Annotated in this window: 8 protein-coding genes; 5 read left to right on the forward strand and 3 right to left on the reverse strand. The window is 41.0% G+C overall.

Features of this window, described 5'->3' with window-relative positions; genetic code table 11:
- Nucleotides 1–24: 24 nt before the first annotated feature.
- The 3 genes from FLL46_RS09620 to FLL46_RS09630 all read right to left on the reverse strand — a co-directional run bounded on the left by FLL46_RS09620 (nt 25) and on the right by FLL46_RS09630 (nt 5,161).
- Nucleotides 25–1,590, reverse strand: a complete 1,566-nt coding sequence (locus FLL46_RS09620; RefSeq protein ID WP_168204112.1) for a sensor domain-containing diguanylate cyclase — start codon at nt 1,588–1,590, stop codon at nt 25–27.
- Between the two features lie 207 nt (nt 1,591–1,797).
- A complete protein-coding gene (locus FLL46_RS09625) occupies nt 1,798–2,772 on the reverse strand; it encodes a bifunctional helix-turn-helix transcriptional regulator/GNAT family N-acetyltransferase (RefSeq protein ID WP_142893299.1) in 975 nt (324 codons plus the stop codon).
- Nucleotides 2,773–3,079: 307 nt separating this feature from the next.
- Nucleotides 3,080–5,161, reverse strand: a complete 2,082-nt coding sequence (locus tag FLL46_RS09630; protein WP_142893300.1) for a S9 family peptidase — start codon at nt 5,159–5,161, stop codon at nt 3,080–3,082.
- A gap of 352 nt (nt 5,162–5,513) precedes the next feature.
- On the opposite strand from FLL46_RS09630, the gene FLL46_RS09635 reads away from it, so the two are divergent.
- From FLL46_RS09635 to FLL46_RS09655, 5 genes are all read left to right on the forward strand, one after another.
- Nucleotides 5,514–7,484 (forward strand): 5'-nucleotidase C-terminal domain-containing protein, encoded by a 1,971-nt coding sequence (locus FLL46_RS09635; RefSeq protein WP_142893301.1) that lies wholly within the window; start codon nt 5,514–5,516, stop codon nt 7,482–7,484.
- 200 nt (nt 7,485–7,684) lie between these two features.
- On the forward strand, nt 7,685–8,167 hold the full coding sequence (locus tag FLL46_RS09640) for a sensor histidine kinase (RefSeq protein WP_142893302.1): 483 nt from the start codon (nt 7,685–7,687) through the stop codon (nt 8,165–8,167).
- A 3-nt stretch (nt 8,168–8,170) separates the two neighbouring features.
- A complete protein-coding gene (locus FLL46_RS09645) occupies nt 8,171–8,761 on the forward strand; it encodes an ATP-binding protein (protein ID WP_142893303.1) in 591 nt (196 codons plus the stop codon).
- Nucleotides 8,762–9,700: 939 nt separating this feature from the next.
- Nucleotides 9,701–13,198: a PKD domain-containing protein gene (locus FLL46_RS09650; RefSeq protein ID WP_142893304.1), complete on the forward strand. Its 3,498-nt coding sequence runs from the start codon at nt 9,701–9,703 to the stop codon at nt 13,196–13,198.
- Nucleotides 13,199–13,690: 492 nt separating this feature from the next.
- Nucleotides 13,691–19,771 carry a beta strand repeat-containing protein gene (locus FLL46_RS09655; protein ID WP_142893305.1) on the forward strand — a complete coding sequence of 2,027 codons (6,081 nt, stop codon included), beginning with the start codon at nt 13,691–13,693 and terminating at the stop codon, nt 19,769–19,771.
- Nucleotides 19,772–19,907 lie beyond the last annotated feature (136 nt).

Raw genomic sequence — 19,907 nt, forward strand, 5'->3', positions numbered from 1 at the left:
AAACAAATAAGTACTTTTCATTCGCTAATTTTCAACCGAAATAATCTGATTACGTCCACTTGATTTGGCTTTATATAGTGCGCGGTCTGCGCGAGAAATACTTTCTTCAATATTGTTATCGTCAATAGTTATTGCGGTCAACCCAATACTAACGGTTAAGTTTAGTAACTGCTTTTCTATCACAAACTCTTGTTGATTAATTTTATTGAGAATTCTTGCCATTATTTTTTGAGCATCTTTCAGCGGTGTTTGTGGCATGATAATGAGGTATTCTTCGCCACCGTATCGTCCTAAAATATCTTGTTCTCTAAGCGCGTGTTTTAGCCGCATTGAAACGGCCTGAAGTACCTTATCCCCGGCTAAATGACCAAAGTTATCATTAACCTGTTTGAAATGATCAATGTCAACCATAGCGAGGGCTGATTCGCTATTCATTGTTTTACTCATCTCGAAAACCTTACCCCCCTCTTCCTTAAGCGCTCGCAAGTTATTGAGTTGGGTCAGCTCGTCAGTTAACGTTCTCTCATAGAGCCGAGTTTCTCTCTTTTTAAATTGGACGAGCTTATCTCCCAAAGCTAAAGACAACAGCAAAGACTCAAATAAGGAAGCAACAGCAACACCGTAAATGACCAGGTTAGACAACTCAGAGACACCAAGTCCATAACTTACCCTGGCGATTATAGCCAACAGGATAATCGACCACGCCACAAATACATATTCAATCGAAAACACCTGTTTTTTAAGTAGTGGGATCAACATTGGGAAAGTCACTATCGACAGCCATAATGACATTAGCTGAATAACAACCAGTCCAATATTAATATGGAAGAGCGCGATTACCCCAAAACTGATACATAGTCGCGCAGGAACTTTTAACGCCCACAATGTTAGTTTTGGATAATAAAGATCTAACTGCGTAAAACGAATAATAAATCGATTAGCGAAGAAAACTGAACTAGCAGCGATTAGCCAGGTAACCGCCGCTCCCAGCTGATCAAACCATTCCCAATTTAAATATCGATATACGCCTTCAGATAAAAAGATAAAAATGGCGTTTAAAAACAGGAAGGGCAGATAGGCTGCGTAATCAGAGTCTCCGCTTCTAAAGTAGATGAGGCTATTAAATATTGCGATTGTAATAAAAGCGCTAAACAATATCGCATAATACACAACGGCATTGTGATTTGACTGGATAAACTCAGCTTGATTGACCAGGTAGAAACTAATTCGCGAACTCACTTTTGTTCTAACTTCAACCACGATCTTGTCGAGTTGAGAATCTAGCTGATAAGCTTGAAATCTTGAGGAAGGATAGTTAACAACTTTTAAATCGATCTCGCTTTTTTCATCTCCTGGCTTACCGGGAGTCATGAACTTAATTGCTTTGAAGTATAACAACTCAATCACAATCAGTTCATAGTCTTTTGATGAGCAATGTTCGAATGTTAAGAGATACTGGTCAAACTGATTGTTACCCGACGTTTTAAATTGCGATTTATTTTCTTCTTTCACTGTTTGCAAAGCGTTAATCTGCTCCGCTTTTGGCTCACAGTAATTTTCGACCTCGCGTTCAAAAAAACTATCTGGCATTAGACGGATTACAGAAAAAAATAAACCGACAACAAGCAGTAATTCTAACCAAATGACAAACGCTTTCCGAGAAACCACCATATCGAGTAATAAAGAGAGAGCCGAATATAAATTGTAGTTGCTTTATATTTAATCTGCTATCAAATAGCCCATCTAATATGGTTAGTTAAAAAATGGGTTCCGGCAAAGTGTCAAAATTTTTATCAATCACTCTTTGTAATACCTCATTGCTACGTCGCAGCGTTGATATTTTTTTCCATAATTTTCCATAATTTCAACATCGTGCTCAAAACCCAGTTTTTCATACAAATGAATGGCCGCCTGACATTTCCTGTTCGTCAACAGATATAAATTGTTTACCGACATTTGGTCAGCCTGCTTAATAACATGTTCTAGCAAAACTTCACCAACTTTTAATCCTCGAGCACTTTTTAATACACCCATTTTGGTGAGTTCAAATCGGCCTGGTCCCTGTTTTAATAAAGCACAGGTTCCAACGATCCCCAGTGTGGGGTGTTTGGCAAAATAGATTTTACCGCCGGGTTCGATAACGACTTTTTGTGGATTATCTAAAATCTCTCGATCGCTACTTTCTAACTCAAACATATCGACTATCCATTCATTGTTGATGGACTTAAAATAACCAGCCAACGCAGGCGTGAAATCCACAATTTCCACTTCAGAGTTAACATCAGGATTTTCCATAATTTCAACGTACCTTTGAAACAAAGAACGACGCTCAAACGCTTTTTCCAGCGCTTTCAAGGATTCAAAGAAATTTTCGCCAGCCTCAGCACATAATTGCTTTGCTGCTAATTCGACTGAATGACACATAGGTTGAATTTCCTCTACCAAAGAAACACCTTGAGTTGTCAGTGACATCACCCTACGCCTCGAGTCATCCTCACATGGCAAGCTTAATACTAGTCCTTTAGCAACCAGCTCTTTACAAAAATGGCTTATGGCTGGCTGGGTTAACCCAAGTAACTCTGCGGCATCAACTACAGTAACTTTCTGTCGCTGATGTAATAGTGATAATAGCGTAAACCATTTGGGTTGAGTTTCATGTCCTGCGTGCATATAAACCTTGTTGGCATCATTAAGTAATCGCTCACTTAGCCTTTTTAGTCGGCTACCAAGGGCTACTTCACCCAGTTCATCTAAGAAGTCTATTTTTTGCATAATATTCTCCAGATACGGAAATATATTATTAATTATATAAACACTAATATATAAGTCAAATATTTTTGCCTTATCATTGAAAAATACTCAAGAACTAAAAACACCTTGATAATTTTAACCCGGTTAAAATTGGCTCTCGTTTTGACTTTTCCTACACTGAGAACTTGGCGGGATTAACTTGATAGAACAAAGTAACGATAACAAAATAAACAGAAACAAAATAACCAGACACTCAACTAATAGCCAATCAGCTACAGATTCATATGCTGAGTGTCAGGCCATCTCTTACCCTTTCGAACTTAAATGCTTAGTTTTTCTTTTCTTCTTCCGACTCTCGATACTTGTCAAACCAAGCCAAAATATACCCAATCTTTCTCGCTAAATTAGAAGGCTTGGCCGCAATCCCATGATAAGCCCCTTGAATACGCACAAACGAACTTTCCACACCTTCCAACCGCAAAGCACCATAATATTGCTCACTTTCACTCATAGGAGTACGGACATCGAGTTCGCCCGTTAACACCATGGTTGGTGTTTCCACGTTCCCCACCAGCGCTAAAGGTGAACGTTTCCAATATTGCTCGTAATCTTTCCACGGCAAATCGGTAAACCAGTATCGGGTCATAAATGTATAAATATCGGAGGTACCAATCATACTAATCCAGTTAATCACTGGCTTGGCGACAACCGCGGCTTTAAATCGATTCGTTTTGCCAATAATCCAGGCGGTTAAAACCCCACCACCAGAACCACCGGTAACAAATAAATTTTTCTCGTCTACATAGCCTTTGGCAATCACACCATCCACCATATCCATCAAATCATCATAATCATTTGACGGATAATTTTTATTAATTAAATTAGCAAACTCACTTCCCTGAGAAGTAGAACCACGCGGGTTGCCATACACCACGACATAACCGGCTGCTGCAAAGAGTTGCACTTCCGATGAAAAACCAGGGCCGTAGGCTGTGTGAGGGCCGCCATGAATTTCCAAAATCATTGGATACTTCTTCTTGGGATCAAAATCCGGCGGGGTCACAATCCAGGCTTGTAAATCCCGTCGATCGACAGAGCTTTTTACAGTGAGTAACTCTGGCTTATTCACAGTTTTATGATCAAACACATCACCGTTAAGATCAGTGAGCATGGTAACTCGACCACGTCTATCAACTACCGCTAAATCAGCCGGTTTATTCCCGCTGGAATGAGTGTAAACCACATCACCATTATCAGTGACATCGTATTGACCTGAAGTGTAAGGTCTACCAAGGCTCATGCCCCCCAACAAACTGGTCTTATTGTTAAGTTTGCCAGACAGATTGACGTAAGCCACCCGCTTTTTACCGTCTTTATCGTAACTAAAATAAATTCCTTTGCTATTCTCCGCCCAGCGAATATTTTGCACTGAACGATCCAGTTTTGGGGTTAACTGTTTAATGTTGCTGCCATCAGCATTCATCACATACAGCTCGCTATTTTGAAAAGACTTTCCGTCATCTTCAAATCCCGTAAATGCAATTCTTTTTCCATCAGGACTCATTTTAGGTGAGCTTTCTGGGCCAGTGGCCTTGGTTAATTGGGTGACCTTACCGCTTAGTACATCAATGGCTAATAAGTCGCTGTTAAAAATATCGAATTCAAAATTTTCTCTAGTGTTGGCCGACACAATAATTTGCTTACTGTCTTTGGTCCAGGCCAAAGAACCTGCATAATTGTGAGCGCTCGAAGTAATTTGTCGGGGAGTGCCACCAATGGCCGGTACCACATAAATCTGAAGGTTCCCGGGTTTATTCATCCCAGCACCGTCTTGTTGGTATAAGGTCTTATCAATATATTGTGCATCATTCGCCCACTTTGCACCTTTAGGTTTAAATGACAGGCTAAATAAAGGTTTGGCTTTGGCAGGCGTAAACATAGCAAAAGCAATCTGCTTACCATCAGGCGAAAAACTGAGGCTGTTAGGGCTCATCGTCACATCAGTAACTCGGGCAGTGTTACCACTTTTCACATCTCTTACATAAATTTGCACCTTACCTTCTTTGCTCGACAGGTACGCCATTTTAGAACCATCGCGAGAAAAAACGGGACTATAGTGATTTTTTGAATCCGACAACAGCGGCATATGAGCACTGCCATCTAAAGCCACTGTCCATAAATTTCTGCGCACACTATCGGACATAATATCCATACTACGGCGTTCGTAAACCACATGGTCACCATCAGGCATGACCACCGGGTTCGCGGCATACTCTAAACTGAAAAGGTCCTTGTAGTTGAGGAGTTTTTTATTCTCTTCCTTGGACTCTGGCTTCGCGGATAAATTTGCAGTTAATAAAAGACTTGCGACCAGTGTGGTAATGGTTCGCAACGAGAGAGTTTTGTTCATTATTTTTTAGCCTCACAATTTAATTCCGATACATTGTATCAAAACCTCTAAAACATAGGGTAGTGCGTCCTGTTTCAAAATGTATCTGTAGGCAGGGTTGTTGATCAAGAGGGCAAATTCGCTGAATCTGAACTCATTGTCAGAGAGCCTAATTCCAACCTACCAATAGTGATTAAAAGAACAACTTGATCCATTTTGGATAATATTTCTGTCATTAAACATTCACAAAAATAAACATTTTCACAAACTATACTGCGCCCAACAAATATCTCAGAACTCAAATATTAGGTGAGTTTTTTAAAAGCACTTCAACTATTTGAGCAAATTTCAGGAAAAATCAGGTTGCAGAAAAATGAATAAAATAATGAAGAGCTCATTAAAATCATTAACAAGTTTAGTATTAGGGACCGTTTTGTTGACTGGTTGTAGTTCCGACGGAGAAGACGGTGTTCAAGGTCCTCAAGGCGAACAAGGAATCCAGGGATCTGCGGGTCAAAATGCGGATATGACGCTTGACTTAACCATCCTACATATGAACGATCACCACTCGCATATTGCAAAAGATGATTTCGATCTTGATGTGACTGGTCTCGGATTAACAACCACAATAGATGGTGGCAATCCGCTTGAAGAAGTCACTGTTAATTATGGTGGTTTTCCAATGTTAGTGAGCCTGTTTAATACTTTAGAAGGTCAGTCAGAAAATGTATTGAAACTTCATTCCGGCGATGCAATTACTGGAACCTTATACTACAGCTTGTTTAAAGGTCAGGCCGACGCGGCAATGATGAATCAAGTTTGTTTTGATGCATTCGCGTTAGGTAACCATGAATTCGACGACGGCGACTCTGGTTTAGCAAACTTTTTAAACTGGTTAAATTCGACTGCGTGTGAAACGCCTACTTTAGCAGCTAACATTGTTCCCGGCGAAACTTCTGCAGTGTCTTCTGGTTATATTCAGCCTTACACTATCATAGAGAGAAGCGGCCACAAAATTGGCATTATCGGCATCGATATCGCAGGAAAAACACAAAACTCTTCTAGCCCAGATGCAACCACTGAATTTCTGGACGAAACAACCACAGCACAACAATACATCGATGAATTGACAGCGATGGGTGTTAATCACATTGTATTAATGACTCACTATCAGTACGAAAATGATTTAGCGTTAGCTGCAGCCTTAACTGGTGTTGATGTGATTGTTGGTGGTGATTCTCACACATTATTAGGCGACAGCACATTTAGTGATTTAGGTTTCAATCCAGTTGCTGATTATCCAGCAGAAGCTACCAATTTAGACGGCAATAAAGTCTGTGTTGTTCAAGCTTGGGAATATGCTCATATCATGGGTAAACTGGATGTAAGTTTCGATGAGAATGGTCATGTGACTTCTTGTGGTGGTCACCCTTATATGCCAATAGAAGCTGAAATTAGTTATGAACATGCTGACGATGACGACCGGGTTCTCTCTGGTGCAGATTACGGGACAGTAATTGCTTCACTAACAAGTCATCCTGAAGTTGTGGTTACGCCTTCTGATGCAACGACTCAAGTCATGCTTGAAACTTTTGACGCAGATGTCGATATTTTGCGCCAAACTATCATTGGCACCATAGCGGAAGATCTTTGTTTAGAACGTTTCCCTGGACAAGGTCGTTCAAACTTATGCGATGTCTCAGCAAACTATGTTTATGGCAGCGATATTTCTAATGTCGTCGCAAAAGCTTTTCTAACGGTTACTCCTACAGCTGATATTGCAATTCAAAATGGTGGTGGTGTTCGTGTTGATGTTGCTGCTGGTGATTATTCAATCGGTGACGCTTATACCTTGCTACCTTTCTCAAACACACTAGTCACTTTAGAAATGACAGGACAGCAAATTGTTGATGTATTAGAAGAAGCATTAGCAAATACACTCGACAATGATGGTTCAAGCGGTTCATATCCCTATGCTTCTGGTTTACGTTTCTCAGTTGATGCTTCTCAAGCACATGGTAGCCGCATTAGTAACGTTGAAGTCAATTCACGAGTGGCCGGCGATTGGACAGCTATCGAATTAGCGGCGACTTATACGGTGGTTACTAATGACTTTATTGCGTCGGGTCGTGACGGATATACAACTTTTGGCGAAGTCTTCGAAGCCGGTGATTTTGTTGACACTTACACAGAATACGCTCAGGGCTTTATCGACTATGTTGAAAGTTTAACCAATGCCGCACAGCCAGTTCAAAAATTGCCAGTTTCTGAGTATTCAACTCAAAACTATATAGGCCGCGATGGATGCGACCATGGTACTAATAACGATTGTGTTGGTTACTAGCATCGAAAAATAAAATAGCTGTTCTATTGGACAGCTATTTCAATTCTATCAATCCTCCAGGTCGGGTTGATGCAAGAATACTCACAGCACTCCGTGGGCACACTGACTTAACATCTACGCCCAGAATTGGGGTATTCTTTCACTATCAGGTCCACATCTTTCTCGAGCTTCAGTCCTTAAAAGTTCCCTAACTGAATCCAATGAAATCTAAGCTCTTTGCCGAGTCTGGATTAGTTTTTGGATTAATTGCAACAGTGTGGTTAGTGATAATGTATCATCGTTTGCACATTGCCAAGCAAATTCTGGAAGCATCCGACCAGGCGAAAAGCCGTTTTATGGCTAATGTAACGCACGAACTTCGCACTCCCTTGAATGCGATTCTCGGATACACTCAGTTATACAAACGAGATCTGGAAATGATGAATAATTATGGCCAGGGCATCAAGGCGATCGATAGAAGTGCCGATCACCTGCTACTAATGATCAACGACATCCTTGAGTTTTCACGAGCCAATGAAGAAAACCTGACACTTCATCCTGTAGAAGTTGATTTACATAGCTTTTTAAAAACCATGATCGAAATGACACAAATAAGTACTCAGATTAAAAACCTGCCTTTCGCATATAATTTTGATAAAGATTTGCCTTCAATAGTGAAAATAGATGATAAAAGGTTACGCTAGGTTTTGTTAAATCTTCTGAGCAATGCGGTTAAATTTACCAGTTCAGGACATGTATCATTTTCGGTTAGGCTAAAATCCATTAAGTCAGATATTTGCCGCCTCAAATTTGAAATAGAAGATACCGGAATCGGTATTGAAAAATCACAACTGCAATCTATTTTCATACCCTTTCAGCAACTTGACAATGCAATAACGCGCGCGGAAGGTACATGTCTGGGCCTTACAATTAGTCAAAGACTCGTAAAACTGATGGGTTCAAAACTACAACTAAAAAGCGAACCTAAAAAAGGTAGCAAATTTTGGTTTGAGTTAAATATACCCGTAATCGGAAAAGAAAATATTAATTCTGATGATGTGTCAATCTCAGCTACGACAGCTCAACAAAATGAGCCAATTATTCTCCCTCAAAAACATCAACTTGATGCTTTAATTGAGCAGACTAAGCGTCACAACATTCTAGGTATCCGCTCAATTCTAAAAGAACTTGAGCTGCAACGGGAGCTTGCCCCATTTCTTAATAAAACACGCCCATATGTTGAGAAGTATCGGTTTAAAGAGCTCGCGGAGTGGTTGGAAAAACACGAAACCAGTTAAGCTCCTAAGTAGTTCAACCTGCAGAGTAAATGTCGCAACTATAGTTTCATATAAACCATAAACGTAGTGATACACTATAACGATGCTTAGAAAGAAAAGAAAACTTTGGGTTTGCCGCAAAAATAGTGGGCCCTCACAGACTTGAAGTCGTGCGCGACCCCGGGTGGGCCAACCGATTATGAGTCGGATCCGACGTAGTATTTTGTTCTTGAAACCATAATGTGGCCAACAATTGAAAGCATAATATGGCCATCTAAATTATCCTATTGAATGCTCCAGACCCTTTAGTTCAAACTCATCATTCGCGAGTCGTACTAAATCACTCAAAGATTAAGAGTTTTATACAAGTGCATTGCGAAAACACATGGGATTTTAATTAGATATTCAACTTAAAACAATGTCTTACAGAAACAATCGTTGAGAACTGAATCGACTCTCATTTGATAGTCGATCACTTACTTCTTACTTGAATGAGTTAATTTTGGTATTTAGCCCTTATAAAGATAGTAACGGCCGAATTTTTTAGCCGTCCAACAATTTCTCATAACAATACCGGCATTAAAGAAAACCTATCGACATCGTTAATCCGTTGGAGTTAATCAATTCATTAAATAGTAAACCAACTATATCGGTGTCTAGTACAACCGACTCCACTATAGCTCTAAGCGTTTAGTGCTTATAGATCAGCATTTTTCTTATAGAAAATAGAAATATGAGTTCTATATCTTATATTTTTCCCCTAACCCTCTGTTTATTAAATAATAATCATAATTGGCACATAAATCGCTTTATTTGACCTAGTGAAAAGCAATTGCTTATAGACGATTTGTTATTCAGAAGATGACTATTCTGCCATCAAAATCGATGGCGGTGATAGTAATTCCGGAATTTCTTCCATTAATACAGATCGTAAAAACATTTTTGTAGTCAGGTGAATCCATGAAACATTCAATCGAAAATTTCTTTCAAAACCTAGGTTTAAGAAAATCGCTATTACCTTTAATTTCCTTTTTTGCATTGATACCCTATGCAGCTGTTGCACACGGACCGGCAACTAAATATAACCAAGCGCAAGATGGTGTGATTAAGAAAAACAATAAAGTGGTTGCTCATCCACAGGTTGCATCTAAGACTTTAGCTACCATCGACTCTAATTATCGTTTTGAAAATGATTTATCTGACGAATCTAGCCAATATGCATTAACTCTCCATGGCGACGAAAGCTACCTGCAATCTGAAAATGGCATGGGGCTCAACATGCCTGGAAAGCGTTGGATAGATCTGCCGCTACAACTAAGTCAAGACATCGACAGAGACCAATCTTTTTATATTAGTGTTGATTTTATGATCCCGAACACCGGCATTGACGAAAGTGCCAGAGTGATAGTGAGTAATAAGACTTGGGATTATTCAGAACCCGGATTCAAAGTCACCGCATACAACGAGAAAATCGAGTGGCAAGCTGAAGGTATGCTTTTCGTCGATTTTAATATTGGGGTTGGCGACACTGAAATTGCCGCTCGCTTTTATGATATTCCAATGGATGAATGGCATACTGTTTCAGTTGACGTAGATTTTGCTGAAGAAGTGGTTTCTTTTGGCATGAACGGCAGAATATATCAGCAATCCCTGACAGCTAATATCAATGGTAACACCATTGACCCTTCTCTTTTCATTGACTGGTTAGCAACAAGAAAAATTCGGGTTGGTGCTCACTATTCACCGGACGGAGAAACACCGCCCTGGCACTACGAGTCTGAAATTGATGGTGGGGTAAACACGACAGTGACAGTTGCAGATTTTGTGGTCGATAACCTTATCATCCAATCTCCCAAACCTCCAGGGGACGCTAATATAGTTCGTGCAGCACTGGTTAGTTTAACAGAACATCTTCAAGGCACAGCCACTCTTTCAGAAGCCGATCAAGAGCAACTATTAGTCAGCATTCGAGCAAATCTGGAAGGGACTAATTTTGCCGATTTTAGCTCAGAAGCAAAAGCTTTTATCGATGCTCACGCGCAATCAAATGGTTCTCTTTATGTAATCATCAATCGGGACAATACAGATTATAGTCGATATGATGATTTCACAGCGATTTCAAAAGCCTACGTAGATTTAGGCGTGTGGATGATGAAGAGTGGTTTAACTCCCGCAAATGCTTCTGCGGCGGAAAATATCACATTCACAGAGCACTCTTACTTTCCCGGTCAGTTACCAAACAACGCCGCACGAATTGAAAATGGTTCTGCAGAAGTTTTAGCGCAATATGTGCTCGACCCTGGTTATTTAATGGGTGGTATGCAACTAAACCCGAACAGCGAACTCACGTCATATGTGTATCGCCCTACCGGTTTTTATGCGCCTGCTGGAGAAACTGTCACCATTACAGTTGATCCCGCGCTGGTCGATTCTGGCTTACATATTCGTGTTGGTGGACAACATGAAAACCACACACTCATATCCTCGACCAATCGCTTTCCGCTTATAAGCGTCGACTACCGAATTGAAGCGGCTGAATTTGACGTTATTAATCCGTTTGGCGGCGGCATCTATGTTCTTGTTCCTCAGGGCACAGATTTAGGATGGATAGATATTGGTATTAACAACGCCGTAAGGGCACCGTACTTTTCAACCAAAACGGGTCGTGAAACCTCGCTGGTAGAATGGAATACAATTAAACAATATCCTGGGCTTTTTGCAGAATTTGAATCTGATAAATTTGTAATTACAGTACCGACTTCAGACATTCAAAATTTTGATCAGCCTGACGTGTTATTGGAAAAATGGGATCAGATTATGGATATTTTTCAAGTTCTCCATGGTCGCCCTCTCGAAAGAGTCAGAGCTGAAGGCTATATGTTAGATTCCGCTTCCGCTGTGGTTGGTTCTTACCCGGGAGGCTATCCAGTTACACCCGGTTTTTGGGCAGAAGGTTCAAATGGGATCACCGATGGGAATTACTCACCGTTTGGCGTGCTAAACAGTGGTGATTGGGCCGGCGGTGAAGAGTTCGCGATTATGTTGCACGAATTGGGTCACCACCACTATGGTCGATTTATCAATGTCGGCGAACAAGAATCCTTTGTTAACGTGCCTGGGGCAGCCGTTTTTAATGAGCTATTTGGACTCGATTATGACGAAGCTCTAGCAGTATCAGGTTATCAAAAATTTAGTCGTGCTGATGCCGCAATCGATTGGATGGTGACGCATAACTTTAGGAACGGAAACCCTATCGGCATGGACCCTACAACAGACTTTGAACCCATTGAAACTTCATACCAAGCAAGAGGTCACGCTAAGTTTGTCGATCTCGCTGATATTTTTGGTGGATGGGAAGCCATTGGTACTATTTATGAAAAGTTCTACGTACAAGATACACTTAGCGGAACACCAGCGGATACCCAATATGGCGTTTCGCATGACGAATTTTTATTAACCGGCTCTGATGCGCTTCAATGTAATTTGGCGAGTTTGTTTCACTTTTGGGGTATCCATCCATCAACTGACACGGCTAATCAACTATCTGCCTATCCAGCTTGTGACGGTGCACTCGAGCGAGTGACAAGCTACTTGGATCAAGCCCCTCGAACCAATGAAGATTTAACTTTGTTCCATGAAGAAAAAACCGCATTGGGTGAAAACCAATTGAAGTTCCAAATTTATGATCAGTTACTCGAAGATTTTGATCATTCGTACGGACAACAAATTAGAGACGCTGGTGCTGCCATTCTTGAAACATACTTTGGTGTGCAAGCGGATCAAGCGCCATCGGCACCGGTTTTACAAACCGCAAGCTTCAATCATAAAAGTTCGCAAACAACAGAATTCTCATGGTCTCCAGCAGTCGATCCAGAAGGTCACAATTTAAAATATAGCTGGCGATTAGTCGATGCTTCTACCGGTACGGTGCTTTTATTTAAATCCTGGTTAGAGGGAAGTAGCGTGACATTTAACAGTACAGAGCTAAGTCAGGCACTCAATAGTTATGAGAATTTAGACAGCTCTACTACGCTCATTCAAGAAGTAACGACTTCAGACTTATTTACTGTAGTAAAAAGTGAACAGTTAGAGTCAATCTATCGCAAAGGTAATGCTGTTTTGAGAGGCGAGGTTCTCGCAGACTTTGATTATTCCGTATCGAGTAAAACGGTAAACTTTAGTGAGCAAGCTGTCAGTGCTAATCCTAGAAGTTACTCTTGGGACTTTGGTGACGGTAACACTTCCACACAATCAAACCCATCGCATACTTTTGCCGACGATGGTACTTACACTGTCACTTTAACGGTTAATGATGAGCTCGACGGCAGTGCAACAACGACTAAAACAATTACCATTGATGCAGAGACGCAAACTCAACCTGATGAAAGCGACGGCGGCGGCGGTAGCTTCGGTGCATGGATGTTATTAGCAGGTCTTTTATTTTTTCGTCGAAGGTAAAGACATTTAAGTATAAAGAGTGCTCTGTTAATAATCGGTATTCTGTTAATAAATCTATCAAAACTAAAAGGGCAGCGGATTTAATGCTGCCCATTTTAGCTCATATTCAATCACGGTTTGTGGCTCCTACCAACGCAGGGTATAGATTAATCAATTTTGTAAGAAAGGGCATGTTTGGTATTAGTAACATGCTATCCTCTCCTCCCTTCACTTTCTCCCTTCATTTAGCCCCACTCTGTTACTTGTTAATACCGTTAGCAGTCGCTCAACTGAGGTTTTTAGGTTTAAGCATTTAGTGCTTATAGATCAGCATTTCTCTTATAAAAAGTACGCATATCAGTGCCATCAGTTAAGTTTTTTAGCTAACTCTTTGTTTATTAAAGAAAATTCAAGATTGGCACATAAATCGCAATAAATGAGCAAAACGAACTAATTAAAAAGCAATCGCTTATAGACGATTTGCTATTCAAAAGAAACGATGTAGGAATTAATATGTCATCCCCAATAACACTCAAGAAAAGTCTTTTAGCTTTAGCGGTTAGCCAAGCGCTATTGGTTGGTTCAACAGAGGCCGCAACCATTACGGTAACCAGTACTGATGATACCACTGTTGATGATGCGGTTTGTACGCTACGCGAAGCCATCATTTCAGCCAACAATGATGATAACAGTGCGGAAGATGACTGTGCTGCTGGCAGTGGCGACGATACCATTGTGTTTGACAACAGCTTAAGTGGAAGTACTGTCACTTTAGCCTCTAATTTAACAAGAATCACAGAAAATACCGCTATCGACGGGGATATTGATGGTGATAATACCCCTGATATCACAATCGATGGCGACGATAGCTATACCGCAATTTCTTCCAGAAACGTTAGTGGTAAAACCATTGATCTAAACGGATTGACGATTACTAATACAAGAAACAGCGGGAGTGGTTCAGCTGTTTATATAGACGCGAATTCACTTAGCACTTTGACATTGAGCAATTCGGTGATTACTGCTAATAATTGTGGAGGAAGGGGCTGCGGTGTTTTTGGTGCTATCACAAACGTTACAATCGACAATTCAACCATCAGTGAGAATACGAGTTCAGGTAGTTTTATCAATGGTGGTTCCGGAGCAGGTATTCGAGTAAGTAGAGGTGATTTAACCGTTAATAACAGTACGATTTCTGGTAATCGAGGTACACGGGGAGCAGGAATCCATGTTTTCCATAGTGCTAACGGTAATCACATAACCATTAATAACTCAACAATAACTAATAATTACTCATCCGACACAGTCGGCGGGGCATACCTCGGCGCTAATAATGTAACAGTTACCAATAGCACTATTTCAGGCAATAGTGCTGCTAGCACAACAGCCTACAGTGGTGCCGTAGGTGGAAATGCCCCTTTTGCTCAAGGCTTGCACGTATATCAACCAAGTAACGCGACAATATCCAATACGGTTATAGCAGGAAATTCACTGGATTGTACTAGGGAAGGTAGTACCCCAATAACCCAAGTGAATAATTTAATAGAAGACGGTGGCACAGGAGATGGAACCTATGCTACGAGTTATTATTGTGGTACCCCCGCTTTAAGTGGCGATCCCAATTTAGGAGCGTTGGCTGATAACGGCGGAGATACCTATACACTCGCCCCCGCTTACACAAGCAGCGTGATCGATGCTGGAGATAACACTAATTGTGGTATCGGCTTAGCCACTGATACCGATCAACGCGGTTTAGCTCGTGACGATGGCAACTGTGATATCGGTGCGGTTGAATATCGCCCACGTTTTTCATGGGATAATGAGAATTACAGCGTCAATGAAGGCGATGGTACGATAACCTTGACGGTTAATTTTACTGGTAGCAATGATGCCACTACCGTCGACTATGCGACTAGCGATAATACAGCCACTTCAGGTGATGATTATACGGCGGTGACTAACACCTTATCTTTTGCCGCCGGTGTGACTTCACAATCCATTACTTTGAATATCGCTGAAGATAGTATTTTTGAAGGGGATGAAGATTTTTCTGTCACCTTATCGAATCCCGCCTATAGCTCAAGCGGTACACATAGCTTAGATATCGATGAAACATCAGCCGCCACAGTGACCATTGAAGAGAATGATTTAATTGCTGTCAGTAGCAGTAATTTGAGTACCGGTGAGAGTGGTACTGATAGCTCATTTACGGTGGTTTTAAATAGGGCACCTACCAGTAATGTCGATATTACACTGACGAATAATGACACCACGGAAGGGCTGCTTGATGTTAGTTCACTGACTTTTACAACCAGCGATTGGAATATGCCACAAACAGTCACAGTGACGGGAGTTGATGATGATGTTGTTGATGGCGATATCACCTATTTAATTAATCTGGATGCAAGTAGCGCTGATGGTGATTATTCTGGCCTTTCAGGCCCTGACGTTTCAGTGACTAATATGGATGAAGGGGAAACCGTTGGCATTAGTGTTAATAAAGGTACTTTATTAACCGCTGAAGATGGCACCAGTGATAGTTTCACTGTTGTGCTTGATTCCGAGCCGACCAATGATGTGACGATTACATTAACCAATGGCGATAGCACTGAAGGTAGTTTAAGTACTTCGAGCTTAACTTTTGACTCAGGCAATTGGTCTATTCCGCAAACAGTCACAGTGACAGGGGTTGATGATGACATTGTTGATGGCGATATCACTTATTTAATTAATCTGGATGCAAGTAGCGCTGATAGCAATTATTCTGGACTTTCAGGCCCTGATGTTTCGGCGACTAATGAGGATGAAGGGGAAACTGTTGGCATTAGTGTCAATAAAAGTACTTTATTAACCTCTGAAGATGGCACCTCAGATAGTTTTACAATGGTACTTGATTCAGAACCAACCAATGATGTGACGATTACATTAACCAATGGCGATAGTAGTGAAGGCACCTTAAATACTTCAAGCTTAACTTTTAACTCAGGCAACTGGAGTACCCCGCAAACGGTCACAGCTACCGGTGTCGATGATGCCATCGACGATGGTGATCAAGCGTATAGCGTGAGTTTTGGTGTGAGCAGTAGTGATGCGAACTACAATGGTTTTTCAATCGCCAATGTCACCGTGTTAAACAACGATAATGAATCATCAGGGATCTCTTTGAGTAAAAGTACCTTAGTAACTTCAGAGGACGGCACCAGTGATAGCTTTATGGTTGTGCTGGATTCCCAGCCAACGAGTGATGTCACTATCACATTAACGAATGGCGATAGTACTGAGGGGACATTAAGTGCTTCGAGTTTAACCTTCACCTCAAGTAATTGGTCAACCGCACAAACAGTCACAGCTACCGGCGTAGATGATGCCATTGCAGATGGAGATCAAGCGTATAGCGTGAGTTTTAGTGTGAGCAGCAGTGATGCGAATTTTAATGGTCAATCAATTTCTGATGTCACAGTTCTTAATACCGACAATGAATCATCAGGCATTACATTAAGTCAAAGCACTCTTGTCACTTCAGAAGATGGTACCAGTGATAGTTTTACCGTTGTGTTGGATTCCCAGCCAACCAATGATGTGACAATTACATTAACCAATGGCGATAACACTGAAGGCACATTAAATACTTCGAGCTTAACTTTTAATTCAAGCAATTGGAGTACGGCTCAAACAGTTACAGCGACCGGTGTGGACGATGCGATAGAAGATGGTGATCAAGCTTACAGCATCAGTTTTAGCGTTAGCAGTAGCGACAATAATTTCAACGGCCTTTCAATTGCCGATGTCACCGTATTAAACAACGATAATGAATCATCGGGGATTTCTTTGAATAAAAATACCTTAGTGACTTCAGAAGATGGTACCAGTGATAGCTTTAGTGTTGTGCTGGATTCAGAGCCAACGAGTGATGTGACCATCACATTAACCAATGGTGATAACACTGAAGGCACGTTAAGTACTTCGAGCTTAACTTTTAATTCAAGTAATTGGAATGCAGCTCAAACGGTCACGGCGACCGGTGTGGACGATACGATAGAAGATGGTGACCAGGCTTATAGTATCAGTTTTAGCGTCAGCAGTAGTGATGCGAATTTTAATGGTCAATCAATTTCTGATGTAACAGTTCTTAATACCGATAATGAATCATCAGGCATTACATTAAGTCAAAGCACGCTAGTCACTTCAGAAGATGGTACTTCAGATAGCTTTACGGTTGTGCTTAATTCTGAGCCCACCAATGATGTCACGATTACTTTAACTAATGGTGATAACACCGAAGGCACCTTAAGTACTTCAATCCTTACTTTTAATTCAAGCAATTGGAGTACGGCTCAAACGGTTACAGCTACCGGCGTGGATGATGCGATTGCAGATGGTGACCAAGCTTATAACATCAGTTTTAGTGTGAGCAGCAGTGATGCAAACTTTAATGGTCAATCAATTTCTGATGTGACAGTTCTTAATACCGACAACGAATCATCAGGCATTACCTTAAGTCAAAGCACGCTAGTCACTTCAGAAGATGGTACTTCAGATAGTTTTACTCTAGTACTGAATTCTGAGCCTACCAATGATGTGACAATTACCTTAATTAATGGCGATAGCACCGAAGGTACATTAAGCACTTCAAGCTTAACTTTTAATTCAAGCAACTGGAGTACCGCTCAAACGGTCACAGCGACCGGTGTGGATGACGCCATTACAGATGGCGACCAAGCTTATAGCGTGAGTTTTAGTGTCAGTAGTAGTGATAATAATTTCAATGGTCTATCAATTGCCGATGTAACAGTTCTTAATACCGATAATGAATCATCGGGGATTTCTTTGAGTAAAAATACTTTAGTGACTTCAGAAGATGGCACCAGTGATAGTTTTACGGTTGTGCTGGATTCTGAGCCAACCAATGATGTGACGATCACTTTAACCAATGGCGATAACACTGAAGGGACATTAAGTACTTCGAGCTTAACTTTTAACTCAAGCAATTGGAATACCCCTCAAACAGTCACGGCTACCGGTGTAGACGATGCGATCGAAGATGGCGACCAAGCTTATAGCATTAGCTTTAGTGTCAGCAGCAGCGATGTGAACTTTAACGGCTTATCAGTCGCTGATGTCACTGTTTTAAATAACGACAATGAATCATCAGGCATTACATTAAGTCAAAGCACTTTAGTGACTTCTGAGGACGGCACCAGTGATAGCTTTACCGTGGTACTCGATTCCGAGCCTACCAATGATGTCACAGTGACATTAACTAATGGCGATAACACTGAAGGCACATTAAATACTTCGAGTTTAACCTTTACCTCAAGCAATTGGTCAACCCCACAAACTGTCACTGCGACCGGTGTGGACGATAATATCGATGATGGTGATCAAGCTTACAATATTGCGTTGATTGTTAGCAGTATGGATAGTCTGTTTGATGGTTTATCTGTGAGCGATGTAAAAGTTCTAAATTTAGATAATGAAACTTCCGGTATTGAGGTCAGTAAAAATACTTTATTAACTTCGGAAGATGGAACTAGTGATAGTTTTTCCATGGTTCTAAGCTCTGCTCCAACAGCCGATGTGACTATTAACTTAACCAATACAGACGCGACTGAAGGTATATTAAGCACATCAAGTTTAACCTTTACTTCAAGCAATTGGTCAACAGCGCAAACCGTGGCAGTGACTGGCGTAGATGATAGTATCAATGACGGCGACCAAGCTTATAGCATTAATTTTTCAGTGAGTAGTATTGATAGTCAATTTAATAACCTACCACTTGCAGGAGTCACGGTATTAAATACTGACAATGAAAACTCAGAAATCCGTATCAGCAAGAACACGCTCGTTACTTCAGAAGGCGGCAACCAGGATCAATTTTCCGTTACGTTGAATTCTGAACCAACTGCTGAGGTCACTATTACTTTAACCAATGACGATCCAAGCGAAGGCGCTTTAAGTGTTTCTAGTATGACGTTTGATGCCAATAATTGGCAGACAGCGCAAACCATTACCGTTAGCGGTGTTGATGATAACCTGAATGATGGCGATATTGCTTACAACATCAGTTTTGGCGTGAGTAGTCTTGATACTAATTTCGATGGACAGTTGCTATCGAACGTAACCGTGATCAATTTAGATAATGAAAGTAGTAACAATAACAATGGCTCTGATAAAACGATCGAAGTGAGCAAAACGCTGCTATCGACTAATGAAGATGCCACTAGCGATAGTTTTGAAATCGTTCTTAGTTCAGCCCCCACCGATGAAGTGATTATTACTTTGACCAATAACGATCGGACAGAAGGTACACTGAGTACAACGAGCTTAACTTTTTCTCCTGATAATTGGTCAACGGCTCAAACAGTCATGGTCACAGGTGTTGACGATATTCCTGTCGATGGTGACATTGCCTATAGCATTAGTATTACCGCTAGCAGTGATGATGCCGATTACAATGGCCTACCAATCAGTTCAGTCACCGTCATCAACAATGATAACGACTTTGCATCTTCATCCGGTGGAGGTTCGCTTAACTTGTGGTTGTTAATGATAGCTGCACTAGCCGCAGCAAGACGTCGGTTAGTGATTAAGTAGAATCTAGTTTCTTAAGTGGATTAGTTACGATGAAATCTGACAGTTACCCATTTTCATACAGGTATCTGTCAGGTTGAGTTTGAGCTAATTTTTTAGCAATGAATTTTGAAAGCGGCTTTTACTTTAATTTACACTT

It is taken from the genome of Aliikangiella coralliicola (assembly GCF_007004725.1).
Lineage (GTDB): Bacteria > Pseudomonadota > Gammaproteobacteria > Enterobacterales > Kangiellaceae > Aliikangiella > Aliikangiella coralliicola.

Coding starts and splice junctions, on each gene's coding strand:
- FLL46_RS09650 (WP_142893304.1), top strand. CDS start 9,701: ATGAAACATTCAATCGAAAATTTCTTTCAAAACCTAGGTTTAAGAAAA.
- FLL46_RS09655 (WP_142893305.1), top strand. CDS start 13,691: ATGTCATCCCCAATAACACTCAAGAAAAGTCTTTTAGCTTTAGCGGTT.
- FLL46_RS09640 (WP_142893302.1), top strand. CDS start 7,685: ATGAAATCTAAGCTCTTTGCCGAGTCTGGATTAGTTTTTGGATTAATT.
- FLL46_RS09625 (WP_142893299.1), bottom strand. CDS start 2,772: ATGCAAAAAATAGACTTCTTAGATGAACTGGGTGAAGTAGCCCTTGGT.
- FLL46_RS09635 (WP_142893301.1), top strand. CDS start 5,514: ATGAATAAAATAATGAAGAGCTCATTAAAATCATTAACAAGTTTAGTA.
- FLL46_RS09630 (WP_142893300.1), bottom strand. CDS start 5,161: ATGAACAAAACTCTCTCGTTGCGAACCATTACCACACTGGTCGCAAGT.
- FLL46_RS09620 (WP_168204112.1), bottom strand. CDS start 1,590: ATGCCAGATAGTTTTTTTGAACGCGAGGTCGAAAATTACTGTGAGCCA.